Origin of the sequence: Rhodococcus sp. C-2 (assembly GCF_027854095.1) — a bacterium.
GTDB lineage: Bacteria > Actinomycetota > Actinomycetes > Mycobacteriales > Mycobacteriaceae > Rhodococcus_F > Rhodococcus_F qingshengii.
On the sequence record NZ_JAQGFI010000005.1, the window covers coordinates 374534 to 389404 of the forward strand.

The 14871-nt window shown below is 61.4% G+C and carries 13 protein-coding genes and 1 pseudogene; 7 read left to right on the top strand and 7 right to left on the bottom strand.

Annotated features, from left to right (window positions below; genetic code table 11):
• Positions 1 to 24: 24 nt before the first annotated feature.
• Together PCS43_RS13305 and PCS43_RS13310 are read left to right on the top strand one after the other, a co-directional pair.
• A complete protein-coding gene (locus PCS43_RS13305; RefSeq protein ID WP_003943494.1) occupies positions 25 to 1290 on the top strand; it encodes an aspartate kinase in 1266 nt (421 codons plus the stop codon).
• Positions 1291 to 1296: 6 nt separating this feature from the next.
• Positions 1297 to 2331 carry an aspartate-semialdehyde dehydrogenase gene (locus PCS43_RS13310; RefSeq protein WP_042447794.1) on the top strand — a complete coding sequence of 345 codons (1035 nt, stop codon included), beginning with the start codon at positions 1297 to 1299 and terminating at the stop codon, positions 2329 to 2331.
• Positions 2332 to 2393: 62 nt separating this feature from the next.
• On the opposite strand, the gene PCS43_RS13315 is transcribed toward PCS43_RS13310, so the two are convergent.
• Together PCS43_RS13315 and PCS43_RS13320 are read right to left on the bottom strand one after the other, a co-directional pair.
• Positions 2394 to 2735, bottom strand: a complete 342-nt coding sequence (locus PCS43_RS13315) for an Imm51 family immunity protein (protein ID WP_003943507.1) — start codon at positions 2733 to 2735, stop codon at positions 2394 to 2396.
• A 43-nt stretch (positions 2736 to 2778) separates the two neighbouring features.
• Positions 2779 to 3429, bottom strand: a complete 651-nt coding sequence (locus PCS43_RS13320) for a TetR/AcrR family transcriptional regulator (RefSeq protein ID WP_007731498.1) — start codon at positions 3427 to 3429, stop codon at positions 2779 to 2781.
• 149 nt (positions 3430 to 3578) lie between these two features.
• On the opposite strand from PCS43_RS13320, the gene PCS43_RS13325 reads away from it, so the two are divergent.
• Positions 3579 to 5360 (top strand): acyl-CoA dehydrogenase, encoded by a 1782-nt coding sequence (locus PCS43_RS13325; RefSeq protein WP_209911063.1) that lies wholly within the window; start codon positions 3579 to 3581, stop codon positions 5358 to 5360.
• 1 nt (position 5361) lies between these two features.
• Positions 5362 to 6294 carry an oxygenase MpaB family protein gene (locus tag PCS43_RS13330; protein ID WP_007731493.1) on the top strand — a complete coding sequence of 311 codons (933 nt, stop codon included), beginning with the start codon at positions 5362 to 5364 and terminating at the stop codon, positions 6292 to 6294.
• 88 nt (positions 6295 to 6382) lie between these two features.
• On the opposite strand, the pseudogene PCS43_RS13335 reads toward PCS43_RS13330, so the two are convergent.
• Positions 6383 to 7687: pseudogene (locus PCS43_RS13335) on the bottom strand (DUF222 domain-containing protein).
• A gap of 272 nt (positions 7688 to 7959) precedes the next feature.
• On the opposite strand from PCS43_RS13335, the gene PCS43_RS13340 reads away from it, so the two are divergent.
• Genes PCS43_RS13340 through PCS43_RS13350 form a run of 3 tightly spaced genes read left to right on the top strand, consistent with a single transcriptional unit; the run spans position 7960 to position 11890 of the window.
• Positions 7960 to 9726 (top strand): multicopper oxidase family protein, encoded by a 1767-nt coding sequence (locus PCS43_RS13340; protein WP_209911067.1) that lies wholly within the window; start codon positions 7960 to 7962, stop codon positions 9724 to 9726.
• 36 nt (positions 9727 to 9762) lie between these two features.
• A complete protein-coding gene (locus PCS43_RS13345; protein WP_209911069.1) occupies positions 9763 to 10977 on the top strand; it encodes a CaiB/BaiF CoA transferase family protein in 1215 nt (404 codons plus the stop codon).
• 16 nt (positions 10978 to 10993) lie between these two features.
• Entirely contained in the window at positions 10994 to 11890 is an 897-nt protein-coding gene (locus PCS43_RS13350) for a hydroxymethylglutaryl-CoA lyase (protein ID WP_374192587.1), read from the top strand.
• 6 nt (positions 11891 to 11896) lie between these two features.
• On the opposite strand, the gene PCS43_RS13355 is transcribed toward PCS43_RS13350, so the two are convergent.
• The 4 genes from PCS43_RS13355 to PCS43_RS13370 all read right to left on the bottom strand — a co-directional run bounded on the left by PCS43_RS13355 (position 11897) and on the right by PCS43_RS13370 (position 14809).
• The gene (locus PCS43_RS13355; RefSeq protein ID WP_007732306.1) at positions 11897 to 12202 is read right to left on the bottom strand and encodes a hypothetical protein; all 306 of its coding nucleotides are present in this window, start codon (positions 12200 to 12202) and stop codon (positions 11897 to 11899) included.
• A gap of 47 nt (positions 12203 to 12249) precedes the next feature.
• Positions 12250 to 13347 (bottom strand): hypothetical protein, encoded by a 1098-nt coding sequence (locus PCS43_RS13360; protein ID WP_064111989.1) that lies wholly within the window; start codon positions 13345 to 13347, stop codon positions 12250 to 12252.
• Complete coding sequence (locus PCS43_RS13365) at positions 13344 to 14411, bottom strand: sensor histidine kinase (protein ID WP_209911075.1); 1068 nt, start codon at positions 14409 to 14411, stop codon at positions 13344 to 13346. The genes PCS43_RS13360 and PCS43_RS13365 overlap by 4 nt, the downstream gene beginning before the upstream one ends.
• A gap of 131 nt (positions 14412 to 14542) precedes the next feature.
• Positions 14543 to 14809: a response regulator transcription factor gene (locus PCS43_RS13370; RefSeq protein WP_370333094.1), complete on the bottom strand. Its 267-nt coding sequence runs from the start codon at positions 14807 to 14809 to the stop codon at positions 14543 to 14545.
• Positions 14810 to 14871 lie beyond the last annotated feature (62 nt).

Genomic DNA, 14871 nt, shown 5'->3' on the forward strand with positions numbered 1-14871 from the left:
ATTTCGACCTGGAGGTAGAAACGCGTGGCTCTCGTCGTCCAGAAGTACGGCGGATCCTCGGTGGCAACCGCCGAGCGCATCCGACGAGTCGCTGAACGGATCGTCGAGACCAAGAAGGCCGGCAATGATGTCGTCGTCGTGGTGTCAGCGATGGGCGATACCACCGATGAGCTGCTCGATCTGGCTCAGCAGGTGTGCCCTTCCCCGCCGGCCCGTGAAATGGACATGCTGCTGACCTCGGGTGAGCGCATCTCCAACTCCTTGGTAGCGATGGCAATTCACTCCCTCGGCGCCGAAGCTCGTTCGTTCTCGGGCTCACAAGCCGGAGTCATCACGACCGGCAGCCACGGAAACGCCAAGATCATCGACGTCACGCCGGGCCGTGTTCGCACTGCGCTGGACGAAGGCTCGATCGTTCTGGTCGCCGGATTCCAAGGCGTCAGCCAGGACAGCAAGGACATCACGACGCTCGGACGCGGTGGCTCGGACACCACTGCCGTGGCGTTGGCAGCTGCACTCAACGCTGACGTCTGCGAGATCTACACCGACGTCGACGGCGTTTTCTCCGCCGATCCGCGCATCGTCCCCGACGCTCACCGCCTCGAGACGGTTTCCTTCGAGGAAATGCTCGAACTCGCAGCGTGTGGTGCGAAGGTGCTCATGCTCCGGTGCGTCGAGTACGCCCGTCGTTACAACGTGCCTGTGCACGTCCGTTCGTCATACACCACCAAGCCCGGAACAATCGTGTCCGGATCGATGGAGGACATTCCTGTGGAAGAGGCCCTGATCACCGGAGTCGCGCACGATCGCGGCGAAGCCAAGATCACCGTTGTCGGATTGCCGGACACACCGGGACACGCTGCCAAGGTGTTCCGCGCAGTCTCCGATGCCGAGATCAACATCGACATGGTGCTGCAGAACATCTCCAAGGTGGAGACAAACAAGACGGACATCACCTTCACGCTTCCGACGGCCGACGGCCCCCGCGCCGTCGAGATCCTGACCAAGCGTCAGGAAGACATCGGCTTCACGCAGATCTTGTTCGACGACCACATCGGCAAGGTTTCCCTGGTCGGCGCCGGAATGCGGAGCCACCCGGGCGTCACCGCCACGTTCTGCGAGGCGCTGGCCAAGGCAGACATCAACATCGACCTCATCTCGACCTCTGAGATCCGCATCTCAGTGCTGGTCAAGGACACCGAATTGGACGACGCTGTACGTGTCATCCACGACGCTTTCGGGCTCGGTGGCGAAGAAGAAGCAGTAGTACACGCTGGAACGGGACGGTAATTTCTCATGACGACTATCGCTGTTGTCGGTGCGACCGGTCAGGTCGGCATCGTCATGCGCACTTTGCTCGAAGAGCGGAACTTCCCCGCGGACAAGGTGCGGTTCTTCGCATCTGCACGCTCCGCCGGTAAGAAGCTGCCCTTCCGCGGCGAAGAGATCATCGTCGAGGATGCGGCCGCCACATCGGATGAGGACCTGAAGGGCATCGACATCGCCCTGTTCTCAGCCGGTGCGACGCTCTCGCGCGCCCAGGCTCCTCGCTTCGCTGCTGCCGGCGCGACCGTTGTCGACAACTCTTCGGCATGGCGCAAGGATCCCGAGGTTCCCCTCGTGGTCAGCGAGGTCAACCCGCAGGACACGAAGAACCTGGTCAAGGGCATTATCGCGAACCCCAACTGCACCACCATGGCAGCGATGCCGGTGCTGAAGGTTCTGCACGACGAAGCCGGTCTGCAGCGTCTGATCGTCTCCAGCTACCAGGCCGTGTCCGGTAGCGGCATCGCCGGCGTCGAGGAACTCCTCGGCCAGGTGCGCGCCGTAGTCGGCGACGCGGAGAAGCTGGTTCACGACGGCAGTGCCGTCGACTTCCCGGCCCCGAACAACTACGTCGCCCCCATCGCGTTCAACGTCCTGCCTCTCGCAGGTTCGCTGGTCGACGACGGAAGCGGCGAGACCGACGAGGATCAGAAGCTCCGCAACGAGAGCCGCAAGATCCTCGGACTTCCCGATCTGTTGGTTTCGGGCACCTGCGTGCGCGTTCCCGTCGTGACCGGGCACTCGCTCGCGATCAACGCAGAGTTCGCCAACCCGCTCTCGGTTGCTCGCGCCAAGGAGATCCTCGCCGACGCTCCGGGCGTCGAGCTGGTCGAGGTTCCGACGCCGCTGGCCGCTGCCGGTGGCAACGCGTCGCTGGTCGGTCGTATCCGTCAGGATCCGGGTGTCCCGGAGGGACGCGGACTCGCGCTCTTCGTTTCGGGCGACAACCTGCGTAAGGGTGCCGCGCTCAACACGATTCAGATTGCCGAGCTGTTGGTCGGCTAGATCTTTCGTTCGGTACCGGCCCCGCACCTAGGTGTGGGGCCGGTGTCGTTTCGACAGGCGCTCTAGTCGAGTTCGGAAATGGCGACCAGGCCACCGAGGTACTCGGCATCCGAATACGCTTTGGCGAGTAGCGCTCCGAGCTCACCGAGAGCTCCGTTGTCGCTGCCGTACGCAACAAACATGCCCGCTTCGGGATCGGTGCCGAAGCGGCCCTCCAGATGCGGTGCATCGCGGCCTACCACTGCGTGGGCGACCGACGCCCAGTCGTAACCGGAGCCTTCGAAACCCTCTACCTGCTCGAATATCGATGCCACCTTGCCGAAATGCTGGTCGGTGAGCATCAGTGACCAGTTGCCCGGAGACGTTTCGAAAAGCTGTAGCGGTTCGATCGATGGTGATGTCATGCGTGTATTGAAGCAGATCCGACCGACAGGTTTCAGTCGGCCGCTAACGCCCGACCGATTGTGCGAGAGCCACGGCAAAACTGGAAAGTCGTTCTCGGGTATAGGTTTCGGGATCACTGACGGCCAGTCGTCCGAGCATTTCGGCGAACGACATCATGGTGTGTGCGAGGAGAACCGGATCAAGGCCTTCGAGCTTCGACTCGAGGGCAATCCCGGCGCGGGCCAGTTCTTCGGCGCGGGCGAAGACAGCTCCGCGAGAGAGCTTCAACAAGCCGTGATACTCGCTGGGGGCGTTCTCGACAGACGTCAGAATCAGGCGCCAGCGCGTCGGGTTCTCCAGTACGGCGTCGACGAAGGCGCCGACGGTCCCGGTGTACGACGCCGCTGGGCCGAGTTCGCTCAGATCTGTCGGCATGGTTTCGAGCACCTGAGCGATGGCTCGCTCGTGCTCGCGGCGCAGCAGTGCAGCGACGAGATCGGTCCTGGTATCGAAAATCGTGTAGAGGACGGGCTTGCCGACACCGGCTTCGGCAGCGACGGATTCCATGCTGAGGTTGTGCAGGCCAACGCGGCCGGTGACCTCGAATGCTGCGTCGAGGAGCTGCTCGCGACGTTGCTCGGGCGCCATGCGAGGGGCGTACTTGCGCCGCGGTGTATCCGTTGCGTCAGCTTGTGACCTGGTCATCGTGTGCATCACCTCCGCTCTCACCCTAATCTGCCTGCCACTTCTTCGTGAATAATACGCAACCGTTGTATTCAACGTCTGTAATTGTTACGGTGGCGTTGTATTCGAATGGTGCTCAGTGAGGCGCCTCTGCCGAGATCTCGAGGAGAACAACCGCTATGACAGCGTCGACCTCTTTAGTGCCGAATGATCTGTTGCTCCATCCCTCCACGTACGATCGGCCGGAGTTCGACGCGACCACGCGGAGACTGCTGGGCGCGACCGTCGACTGGTTCGAGGCGCGTGGAAAGAATCGACTTCTGGCCGACTATCACGACAAGATCTTCTACTCCGACTTCCTCGACTTCGCGGCAAAGGAAGGCCTGTTCGCCACATTTCTGACGCCCGCCCGCGACAGTGGTGGCGACTCCGACAAGCGCTGGGATACCAGTCGTATCGCCGCGCTGTCCGAGATCCTCGGCTTCTACGGACTCAACTACTGGTACCCGTGGCAGGTGACCATCCTCGGTCTCGGGCCGGTGTGGCAGAGCGACAACGAGACGGCAAGGGCGCGGGCAGCTTCCGCTTTGGCTTCCGGAGGCGTTGCGGCATTCGGACTGTCCGAGAAAGAGCATGGCGCGGACGTCTACTCCACGGACATGGTCTTGACGTCCAACGGCAGCGGCGGGTACCTGGCCAGCGGTTCGAAGTACTACATCGGAAATGGCAACTGCGCCAACACGGTCTCTGTCTTCGGCCGTGTCGACGGAGTGGAGGGCACTGATCAGTACGTCTTCTTTTACGCCGACTCGGACCATCCGGCATTCACCGTGGTGAAGAACATCGTTCCGGCCCAGATGTACGTAGCGGAGTTCTCACTCGTCGACTATCCCGTTGCGGCAGAGGATATCCTGCATACCGGCGAGGCAGCATTCAGTGCCGCACTCAACACCGTGAACATCGGAAAATTCAACCTGTGCTTCGGCGGAATCGGTATGTCGACTCATGCCTTGTACGAGACGATTACCCACGCGCACAATCGAATCCTGTTCGGCAATCCCGTCACGGCGTTCCCACACGTACGACGTGAATTCGTCGACGCGTACGCGCGCCTGCTGGCGATGAGGCTCTTCTCGGATCGTGCGGTGGACTACTTCCGCACCGCATCGCCCGAGGACCGCCGCTACCTCTTGTTCAATCCCGTCACCAAGATGAAGGTGACAACCGAGGCACAGAAGGTGATCGGACTGCTCTCCGACATCGCTGCGGCAAAGGGCTTCGAGAAGGACAGCTACCTCGCGGTGGCCAAGATGGATGTCGACGGGCTGCCCAAGCTCGAGGGGACCGTCGCCGTCAATCTCGCCCTGATCGCCAAGTTCATGCCGGCGTACCTCTTTGCCCCCGAGTCATTTCCGGCGATTCCGACGCGCAACGACGCAGCCGACGATGAGTTCCTGTTCCGTCAGGGTCCGGCACGGGGGTTGTCGAAAGTTCGATTCGACGACTGGCGAGCGGTGTACGCGAAGTTTGCGGATGTTCCCAACGTTGCACTGTTCGTGGAGCAGGCAGAAGCGCTCGTGACCCTTCTAGTCGAAGCTGCACCGGATGCGGCGCAGCAGGTCGACTTGGACTTCGGCCTTGCGATCACCGAACTCTTCACCCTCGTCGTCTACGGCCAGTTGATCCTCGAACAAGCCGAGATCTTGGGATTGGACGAGGAGCAGCGGAACGGTGGGGTGCTGGATCAGATCTTCGATGTCCTGGTCCGCGACTTCAGTGCTGCAGCGGTGGAGTTGTACGGAAAACCCAGCGCCAGTGAAGATCAGCAACGGTTGGCACTCGCATCTATTCGGCGCCCCACGTTCGCGGCGGAGCGATTCGAGTACGTCTGGCAGCAAGTAGTCGCCTTGTCTGGTGCCTACGAAATGAACGGTGCAGGGTCAACGAACGGGGAGGAATGAAATGTCTGAACTGACGATGAATCGACCGCGTGAGGATTACGGCTTCTTCGGCCCAGGATCACCCAGTTGGAAGATCTGGGCCGCGCCGACAGCGCTGATCGGGTTCCAGCGGTCGGTGGTGCTCGAGCACTTCGACCCCTTCTTGGCTGCCGCAGTGGCAGACATGAGCGGGATTTACAGCGATCCGGCCGGGCGACTCGACCGAACCTTGGCGTACTTCCTGACCGTCGCCACTGCCGACGGGCGGACGGCATTGGCCTTGTCCGACCACCTCATGACAGTTCATGCTCAGGCCACGGGCATTGAACCGATCACCGGAACTCGTTACAGCGCAAACAATCCGGCGTCACAACTCTGGATCCACGTGACGGGTTGGCATTCGGTGCTCAAGTGCTACGAGATGTATGGGCCGGGCCCGCTTTCAGCTGTCGAAGAGCAGCGGTACTGGGAAGAATGCGTGATCGCTGCCGAACTACAGACATGCAAGACCTCCGACGTTCCACGCTCCCGAGAAGAGGTACGTGAGTACTTCGCTGAAGTCAGGCCCAGATTGTGTACCTCCGAGCGTGCCAACCGGGCGATGCACTACTTGTTGAGAACACCGAGAGCGCAGGGGAAGACGAAGTTCGCGACATTCAGCCGATTGGTCGCGCCGGCCACTATCGCGACTTTGCCCGGCTGGATGCGAACGATGGGTGGGTTCGATCAGCCAGCGTTGTTGGACAGAGCAATTGCGCCCGCGGTGCGAACGGCAGTCCGGTTGGGTAGTTCACCGAAGAACATGACCACTGCTCTGAAAGTCATTGCGCCGATGACGGGCAAGGTGTTGGAGCGCCACCTGCGTGACGAGCAACCCCTGGACCCGAGAGTTGTCACGCCAGCGGAGATTCGGGAGCGATTCCCGCGAGCCGCCAAGGTTGCGCAGGCCGTCTGACGGGTTCGCCACGGCCTGTTGGCACCGCATCGGGGGGATCCCTTCGATGCGGTGCTCGGCCGTGTTCTGTTGTGCCTGAGGTTCGTTCTCAGGTTTTGAATGTGGTGTTCGCCGGGCGCGGTTGCTGCCCGGGGTCGATCGAGGGCGGCGGGATGAACCAGGGTTTGTTGTCGACTCCTATTCGGATTTCCCATTTCCCGACGAACCCTGATTTTCGGTGCATCAGTCGGTGGTGTGAACGGCACAGCAGGACCAGGTTGTTCATCTCCGTCGGGCCACCGTTGGCCCAGTGCCGGATATGGTGCGCATCGGTCCAGGCGGGTACGCATGTGCAGCCCGGGAAGGCGCAGCCTTTGTCTCGGGCGATGAGGGCGACGCGTTGTTCGGCGGTGACCAACCTCTTCCCTGGTTGCGCATCCAAGGGCGCGCCGTGACTGTCGAGCAGGACGGTGGAGAGGAAGCAGTCGCATCCGAGGAGTCGGGTCTGCGACACCGACAGCGGTCCGAGCCAGGGCATGTGGCCGACATCAAGATCCGACAGAGACTCTTCACCATCAGCCATGGAGGGTGTTGCGGCGCAGTCCCGATGCTCCGCCAGATCGCGAGCGTTGATGTGAACGTTCACGTGCGGGCGTTGGCCACCGTCTGTGCCTGTTTTGGCGCAGTCGAGATAGCGGCGGATCAGTTCGGTGAACCCGTCCGCGGTCCGCTTCGCCGCCGACCGAGCATCCGGCGTCCCATCCGGTGCCGGGGTCGGCATCGTCAGATTCGACAGGGCCGAGAGCAGCATTTCGCCGGTGAGGGCGTCGAAATCGCCGCGCACCACCACCCGGCCGTTCAATGTCGAGGCGATCCGCAACTCGTTGAGATCGACATCCTCGGCGGGCGGGATCTCATCCGATTCGAACAACCGTTCCAAGGTCGCGATCACGTTCCGCACTTTCGTCGTCGTCGCTTCCACACCCGACGCAGCCGCCAACAACAAATCGATGCACTTCGGTAGCGCCTCCTCCGGCATCCCCTTCGGCGGTGACTCACAGAACGCCACGATCAACACAGCATGATCGAACGAGCAATCCCCGCCATCGAACCGAGCCGCCACCGCCGGACACGGCCGCAAAGCCGCACCCAACGCGGCGATCTTCTTCCCGTCCCGAACCTGCAGCATCGTGTTGCCCGCCAATCACGCACCCACACCGCGGCTCGCGATCACCTGATCATCCGGGCGCAACGACAACTCGTCCACCACCGCCACTCGAACGGCTTCCAGGCGCAGAATCTCCGCGCTCGCCTCGACAGCAGCAGCGCGCAACTCTGCAGCAGTCAACCGCCACAGACGTCCACGGGACCCCACCGCAGAACCAGACACCACGTCCGACAACAAGACACTCATTGAATCCCCCGATCCCCTCCCCAAATTATACTCGAACATGCGTTCGAGTCAAGAGCGTTTTCGAATCTTCGGCTTCTCGCAAAGCTGCAAGAGTGCATCCGTTGTCCGCAAACGTGTTTCGTCGGGACGGAGGAGGTCGTCGAGTACGGCGACCGGTGCGGTGGGGTAAGGTCGCCGATTTTCGAGCTTTGGTTGGAGAAGGTGGTCGGTGTTTGACCGTGCGGGCACACGGGTAACCCGCTCCGGATGCCGTCAGCGTGAGGGGGCCGTGAGTGGACGAGTCACACAAGATCCGTCGCCGATCGTTTGTTCAAGGGCTTGGCCTGCTGGCCGGTCTGAGCGCGTTGTCCGCTGGATCAGCGACGGCTCGACCACCTGATGTCGATCCACTGCGCCCGTTCCAACTTCCGTCGCCCCGTCTGGAACCGTTTCGGGAGACCCTTCCTGTCCTGCCGGGCATTTCGGGTGGAAACCTGGAGCTTCGTGCGGCATCGTCGATGCACCGATTCCATCCGGACCTACCGTCGTCGCCGTCGCTGGGTTACGGCGGAATGGATTATCTGGGCCCCACCATCGAAGCTCACGTCGATCAGCTCGTCACAGTCCGATATGCCAATGACATTTCTGCGTATCCGCTTGCCGCGGATGTCGATCCGGGTCTGCACGGCGTCAGCGACCTCGACCGCACACAGGTCCCCACCTCGCTTCACCTGCACGGAGGAGTTACTGCACCGAAGTTCGACGGGCATCCGGAGCTGATCCAGCGTCCGGGCGAAGGTTTGGTTCACGAGTACACGAATGGTCGTGCAGCCGGCAATCTTTGGTATCACGATCACGCCATGGGAATGACGCGCCTCAACGTCTACGCCGGGCTGGTCGGGATGTATTTTCTCCGTGACGACGCAGATACAGGCACCACCGGGAATTCTCTCGGCTTGCCGTCCGGCGAATTCGAGCTTCCGATGATTCTGCAGGACAAGGTCTTCACCTCCGACGGTCAACAGAGTGTCCGTTCCACGTGGCTCACTCCGCAGGGTTCCTGGGATCCGGCGACTCCCGGTGACGTGGGTGTAGTGAACGGCGTCGTATGGCCGAAAGTGGAGGTGGCTCGCGGACTGTACCGATTGCGACTGCTCAATGCCGCAACCTATTCGGTGTGGAATCTGCACTTCGCAAATCGTATGCGGTTCTGGGTGATCGGTTCCGAAGGAGGATTTTTGGTCGCTCCTGCGCCGACGGATCACGTCCGGCTGAGTCCGGGTGAACGCGCTGATCTGCTTGTCGACTTCAGTATGCTCGAGCCGGGCACGACGGTGGAATTGCGCAACGACGAACCGGTACCCCTTGCGGTGGCGCAACGCGGCACGCAGGTGATGCCGGTCTTCTGTCGGTTCGACGTGGGCAGCGCAAAGGGATTCACCGGCTCGATCCCGCAGCAGCTGAATTCCGTTGCTGCCGAACCGGCGTCCCCGGATGTGGTGCGAAATCTCACGATCATGCAGCTGTCGCGTCCCTCGGATTACCCGTCGATCACCATGTCGCTCAATAATTTGCGGTTCACTGATTCAGATATCGAACTGCCGCGTCAGGGAACCATCGAGCAATGGAATTTGATCAACATCACCACAGAACCGCATCCGATTCATCTGCACTTGGTGGCGTTCCGCGTTGTGGGGCGCCAGAACATCGACACTGCAGCGCTCATGCAGCGGTATCCGGTACCTGACCTGGGAGTCCGGTGGACGCCGTCGGCCGAGGAATTCGTGACCTCCCCGCTGCGGCCTCCCGAAGTGTGGGAAACGGGGGAGAAGGACACTGTCATCGTGGATGCCAACTCGATTACCCGCGTGATCGTGCGCTTTCCGACGGCCGACGAGTTGGGCTTCGATCCGGATGCAACTTTCGCGAGAGGTTCCATGGCAGATCACTCGGCACACGGAGAAGTCGGCATGGGGGACCTTCAGGGGTACGTCTGGCACTGCCACATGCTCGATCACGAAGACCACGACATGATGTTGCGATATCGGGTGGTGACGTAGCCTTCAAGGGGAGAAAAGTTCCCAGAGGAGGCAGCTGTGTCGGAAGGTGCGCCCACCGGGCCCCTGGACGGATATCGGGTGATTGAACTCGGAACCTTGATCGCCGGGCCCTTCGCCGGGAAACTGCTCGGCGACATGGGCGCCGACGTGATCAAGATCGAATCGGCGGACCGCCCGGACCCGCTTCGTACCTGGGGTCAGGCCGAGCAGGACGGTCATCGATTCTTCTGGACGGTTCACGCCCGCAACAAGCGGTGTGTGACGTTGGACCTTCGCGTCGACGCGGGACGAGACCTGTTTCTGAATCTGATCGAACATGCCGATGTGGTAGTCGAGAACTTCCGGCCGGGCACCCTCGAGAAGTGGGGCCTGGGATTCGACGTTCTCAGTGCGCGCAATCCGAAGTTGGTGTTGGCCAGGGTATCCGGCTACGGGCAGAGTGGACCGCAAGCCAAGAGCGCCGGCTACGCCTCGGTTGCCGAAGCGGTCAGCGGATTTCGGCATCTGAACGGTTATCCAGGGCAGGCGCCTCCGCGTATTGCCCTTTCGCTCGGAGATTCTCTCGGCGGGATGTTCGCCGTTCAGGGAGTGCTGGCGGCGTTGCTCTCACGAGAGCGGACCGGCCGTGGTCAGGTGGTCGACGTTGCCCTCACGGAATCCTGTCTGGCGGTGCAGGAATCCACGATCCCGGATTACGATCGGGGCGGGATCATCCGGCAGCCCTCGGGAACGAGATTGGAGGGTATTGCGCCGTCCAACATCTATCAGACCTCTGAAGGAAACTGGGTGGTGATCGCAGCCAATCAGGACACGCTCTTCGTGCGTCTGTGCACCATCATGGGGCGACCGGAACTAGCGCATGACGACCGCTTCTCCAATCATGTTGCGCGTGGCAAACATCAGGACGAGCTCGACGAACTGATCAGTGCCTGGGTCGCGCTCCAAGACCCCACCAGCCTGGTGGAACGCCTCACCGAAGTGGGAGTTGTTGCCGGGCCGATCAATACGGTTGAAGATGTCGTCAAGGACCCGCAGCTGATCGAGCGTGGGATGCTCGTCGACCACTACGACGAGCGGATAGGTGAAAACGTCCTCGGCCTGGGCGTCGTGCCTACCTTCAGTGAGACACCCGGATCCGTGCGCAACGCGGGAGCGTCGGCGCCGGGTCACGACAACTCCTCGGTGTGGGGCGGGCTCCTCGGACTCTCGGACGACGAGCAGGCAGAACTGAAGATGAAGGGCGTGATCTGACATGTCGGTACCTGGCGTGGGTATTCCAGCAGTCAGTATTCGTGAAGTCGGACCACGGGACGGGTTGCAGATCGAAGACCCGGTGTCGCTGGCCGAGAAACTTCGTCTTGTCGACGCTCTGGCTGCGACGGGTGTTTCGCGTATCGAGGCGACGTCGTTCGTCTCACCGCGCGCTGTGCCGGCGTTGGCCGACGCGGAATTGTTGGCCGCAGAACTGCACCAGTGGCCCGGCATCGAGTTCTCGGCATTGGTCGCCGGAATCGGTGGAGCGAAACGGGCCGTCGCCTCAGGAATGAAAACCGTCGAATATGTTGTGTCGGCATCGAATGGCCACAGCGAGGCCAACACTCGGTCGACGACGGAGCAAGCGACCGAACGTATCGGAGAGGTCGTCCGGATCGTCCACGACGCCGGAGGACGGGTGGAGGTCATCGTGGCCACAGCCTGGGACTGTCCGTTCGACGGTCCAACCGACCCGGATCGTGTTCTGCGGATTGCGGAGCAGGCCAAGGAGTTCGGTGCTGATCAGTTCTCGATCGCAGATACCATCGGCACTGCCACGCCGGGACGTGTCGTACGATTGATCGACGCTGTGGGCGAAAGAGTAGGTGACTTCGGCTTGGGTGCGCACTTCCACAACACGCGTGGCGCTGGTCTTGCGTGCGCGTTTGCGGCTGTGCAGCACGGTGTTCGAAACCTCGACGCGTCCACCGGAGGTCTCGGTGGTTGTCCGTTCGCTCCCGGTGCCAGTGGCAATATCGCGACGGAGGAACTGGTCTACATGCTCGAAGACATGGGCATCGCGACAGGTATCGACCTGGATGCGAGCATTCGTGCCGCTGCCGTTGCAGAGGAGATAGTGGGCCATACGGTTCCCAGTAATCTTCTCCGCGCCGGCGATCGGAAGCGGTAGGGACCTTTACTCTTCTCGGTTGGGTGATGCCAGCTGCAGTTTGACCAGCTGCTCGTGCGCCGCGGCCGGCCAACCGATGCGCTGCTTCTCCAGATACCATGCACCGGCGGCAAATGCGATCGCGAGGACGATCCAGATCGCGACGCTTCCGATCTGAGAGCCCAGGTCGCTCGACGAGGACACTTCGCCCGTGCTGTAGTCGTATTCCGTTGTCGTGGTGATTCCCTCTACTGCGAAGGTCCACAGAATCGGAAGGGCACACAGTGCGGCGAGGGCACGCGCGACATGCGCTGGACGAAGTTCGAAGATCATTCATTTCTCCTGGTGATCGACCCGGTGAATCTCACTCTCCTCGAAAGCTATTCGGGTTCGGCGGCGCTGTCTGTAGTCGAATCGACGGACATGGACGAGGTGCCGAGCTCTCCCCGGTCCCCCTGCCGTAGCAGCTGCATTCCGTTGTGATCGAACTCGATTCGTCGAACGTCTTCAGTGTCGACCAGCATCGTGGCCATAGCGGTACGCCGAGGTGGAAGGATCCGTATGGTCACTTTTCCTCGCGTGATCGCGGTGAGTTCCCGGACGATGCTCGAGTGGATTCGGTCGCGCACGTCGGGGTTCGCGCCATCCATTCCATGGTCGTCGAGCAGGACCACTTCGACGCCGCGGTTTCGAGCGGCACGCACAGCATCGATGACATCTGTTTGTTGTAAGCCTGTCGCCCTCAGCGAATCTCGGAGTTGCGCCTCGAGGAGTTCGCATTCTTGCCGCTCGGTGGTTGTCAGTGGAACCCCGGAAGCGACCCGTTCGAGGAGCGGGCGTGCAAGGACATCGAGCCTGTCGAGTTGCGCGTCGCGTTCCTCGAGAATCGCAGCACTGGCGGATGCGGAGGCAATTCGTTGGGTGGACTGCTCACGAAGTTCGTAGATAACCCTGGCTTGAGGACGGATGGTGTATGCGAAGAAGGTCGACATCAGAACAGGGCCCGCGTTGATGACCGTCAACGACACTCCGTACATGGCCCCCTGGCCGGTGGTGGAGGACCAGATGGCGGTCACCAACACCATGAGTCCAAGCCCGAGCCACGCGAGTGCTGTACGCCCACGAACGCACATGAAGGTGAAGACTGCCGTCGACATCCCGAACATCCAGAGTTGAGTCATGTCGTTGACGGGGACTGGAACCACTGACAACACCAGGCCGCTCGTGACGGCGCCGGTCAGAGACACCAGAACGCTCTGCCCCAGCGGCATCGGGTCGCCTCTGCTCAGTACGAGTGTGAAAGCCGCAGTCGAGCACACGATAATTGCCAAGATCATCGGCCAGACTGCGCGGACGTCGGAGGATGTGTAGGCGACCGAGATCACGCAGGTGAGCGCGAAGCATGCAGCCATGAATCGAGCAGCACGGCTGTGCATGCCGAGAAGATCGCGGACATCTCGTCCGTCCGGCCTGGTCATGTCATCACCGCTACGGGCAAGCTCAACGTCAGAGTCACCGAAGTGCCGCGGCCGGGTGACGATCGAATGGTTGCCGATCCGCCGTCGAGTTGACGCATTCTGCCGCGGATGCTGACAGTGATTCCGAGGCGATGCGTCTCGACGGAGCTCGGATCGAAGCCGACGCCGTCGTCGGTGACGACTACTTCGAGGTGGGTGGCGGTTGCCGTGACCGTGACCGAACGCCGTGTACTGCTTCCGGCGTGTTTGACGCTGTTGCGCAGTGCCTCGGCCATCGCACCGGCCATCGCACGAATCGAGTCGGGTGCGTATCCGCTCGGATCAGACCCGTCGGAGAGGGCGGTCTCGAACGTGATGTTTTCGTCCACTTCCGAAGCGGCTGAACGTAACTGAGCGAGGATTCCGTCGAAGTCGAAACTCGTCTCGTGGTCGGTTCCGGAGCGCAGTTCGTCGAGTCTTGCCACCGTCCTTCGCGCCTGAGCGACGACCGAGGGATCGGCATCGTTTCTCGAAGCAGCGAGCAGAGTCGACATCACGGTGTCGTGGATGAGTGCGTCGAATCTCTCGCGTTCGACGGATTTGGCGTCGGCCGCGGCGGCGCCGGCGGCAGCGGCATGAGTGGTGGCGATGGTCGCATCCAGTACTCGTCCGGTTCGCAAGGCCATGACGGCCGCTGCTACGAAAACCGCGCAGAATGTCCAGGCGAAGGCGAGGTCGGGAACCAACAGGTGCGTCGTGGGACTCGTCCGGATTATGTGATTGGTCAACTGTGCGAGTGCTGCCACTACGAAAAGGTGCACGACGGCAGCGGCCGGTCGCCAAGCTGCAGCGGCAGCAAGGCTGGCGACGCCGGGGAAATTGGAAATCCACAAGGTGAAATCTGTGACGTGGTCACCATTCCACGCCGGCCACCACAGGAGGATGACCACGACGTAGAGAACCGCATTTGCGCTCGCAGTTCGTTTCACCCATCGGGTGTCGGCGTGGAACGTCGATGCTCCCAGCGCCAGCCCACTACCGAAAGTCGCGACCACCGCCAGTGGAGTCCACCACGACGCAGACATCGTGGTGGCTTCTGCAATCGCAGGGGCAAGCAATATCAGATAGCAGACATAGCCGGCGCCGATGAAACGGCCGAAGAGCCTCAGAATTTCGTCAGAAGCACTGGCTGTTTTGTCGAAAGCAACTCTGTCGATCAGAGTTCGTCGATCGTCACTATCTGATCTTGTATCGCTCGCACGAGTAATTCGCATTTCGTCGGTGCGTTCCTTCCAACGTCGGCATACTTCTCGCGAATCCGCGACAGGTGGGTCCCCACCGTTCCCACGCTGATGTAGAGGTTTTGAGCAACGCGTGACTTCGAATCACTCAGTAGCCATTCCCTGAGAACCTCGATTTCGCGCTCCGAAAGGTGCGGTCCGACGGGATCCTGTGCCATGCAGTTTTCCACAGTGACTGTCATGAGTTTCGTCCTTACTTCTCTGTAGCGGAATGACAGACCCCCGACAGTGCCGTCTTCTTGTC

What these genes read in the sequence shown, in the direction of transcription:
- PCS43_RS13315 (WP_003943507.1), bottom strand. Translation starts at nt 2,735, where the DNA reads ATGACATCACCATCGATCGAACCGCTACAGCTTTTCGAAACGTCTCCG.
- PCS43_RS13365 (WP_209911075.1), bottom strand. Translation starts at nt 14,411, where the DNA reads ATGTCTGCGTCGTGGTGGACTCCACTGGCGGTGGTCGCGACTTTCGGT.
- PCS43_RS13310 (WP_042447794.1), top strand. Translation starts at nt 1,297, where the DNA reads ATGACGACTATCGCTGTTGTCGGTGCGACCGGTCAGGTCGGCATCGTC.
- PCS43_RS13320 (WP_007731498.1), bottom strand. Translation starts at nt 3,429, where the DNA reads ATGCACACGATGACCAGGTCACAAGCTGACGCAACGGATACACCGCGG.
- PCS43_RS13355 (WP_007732306.1), bottom strand. Translation starts at nt 12,202, where the DNA reads ATGATCTTCGAACTTCGTCCAGCGCATGTCGCGCGTGCCCTCGCCGCA.
- PCS43_RS13370 (WP_370333094.1), bottom strand. Translation starts at nt 14,809, where the DNA reads ATGACAGTCACTGTGGAAAACTGCATGGCACAGGATCCCGTCGGACCG.
- PCS43_RS13325 (WP_209911063.1), top strand. Translation starts at nt 3,579, where the DNA reads ATGACAGCGTCGACCTCTTTAGTGCCGAATGATCTGTTGCTCCATCCC.
- PCS43_RS13360 (WP_064111989.1), bottom strand. Translation starts at nt 13,347, where the DNA reads ATGACCAGGCCGGACGGACGAGATGTCCGCGATCTTCTCGGCATGCAC.
- PCS43_RS13330 (WP_007731493.1), top strand. Translation starts at nt 5,362, where the DNA reads ATGTCTGAACTGACGATGAATCGACCGCGTGAGGATTACGGCTTCTTC.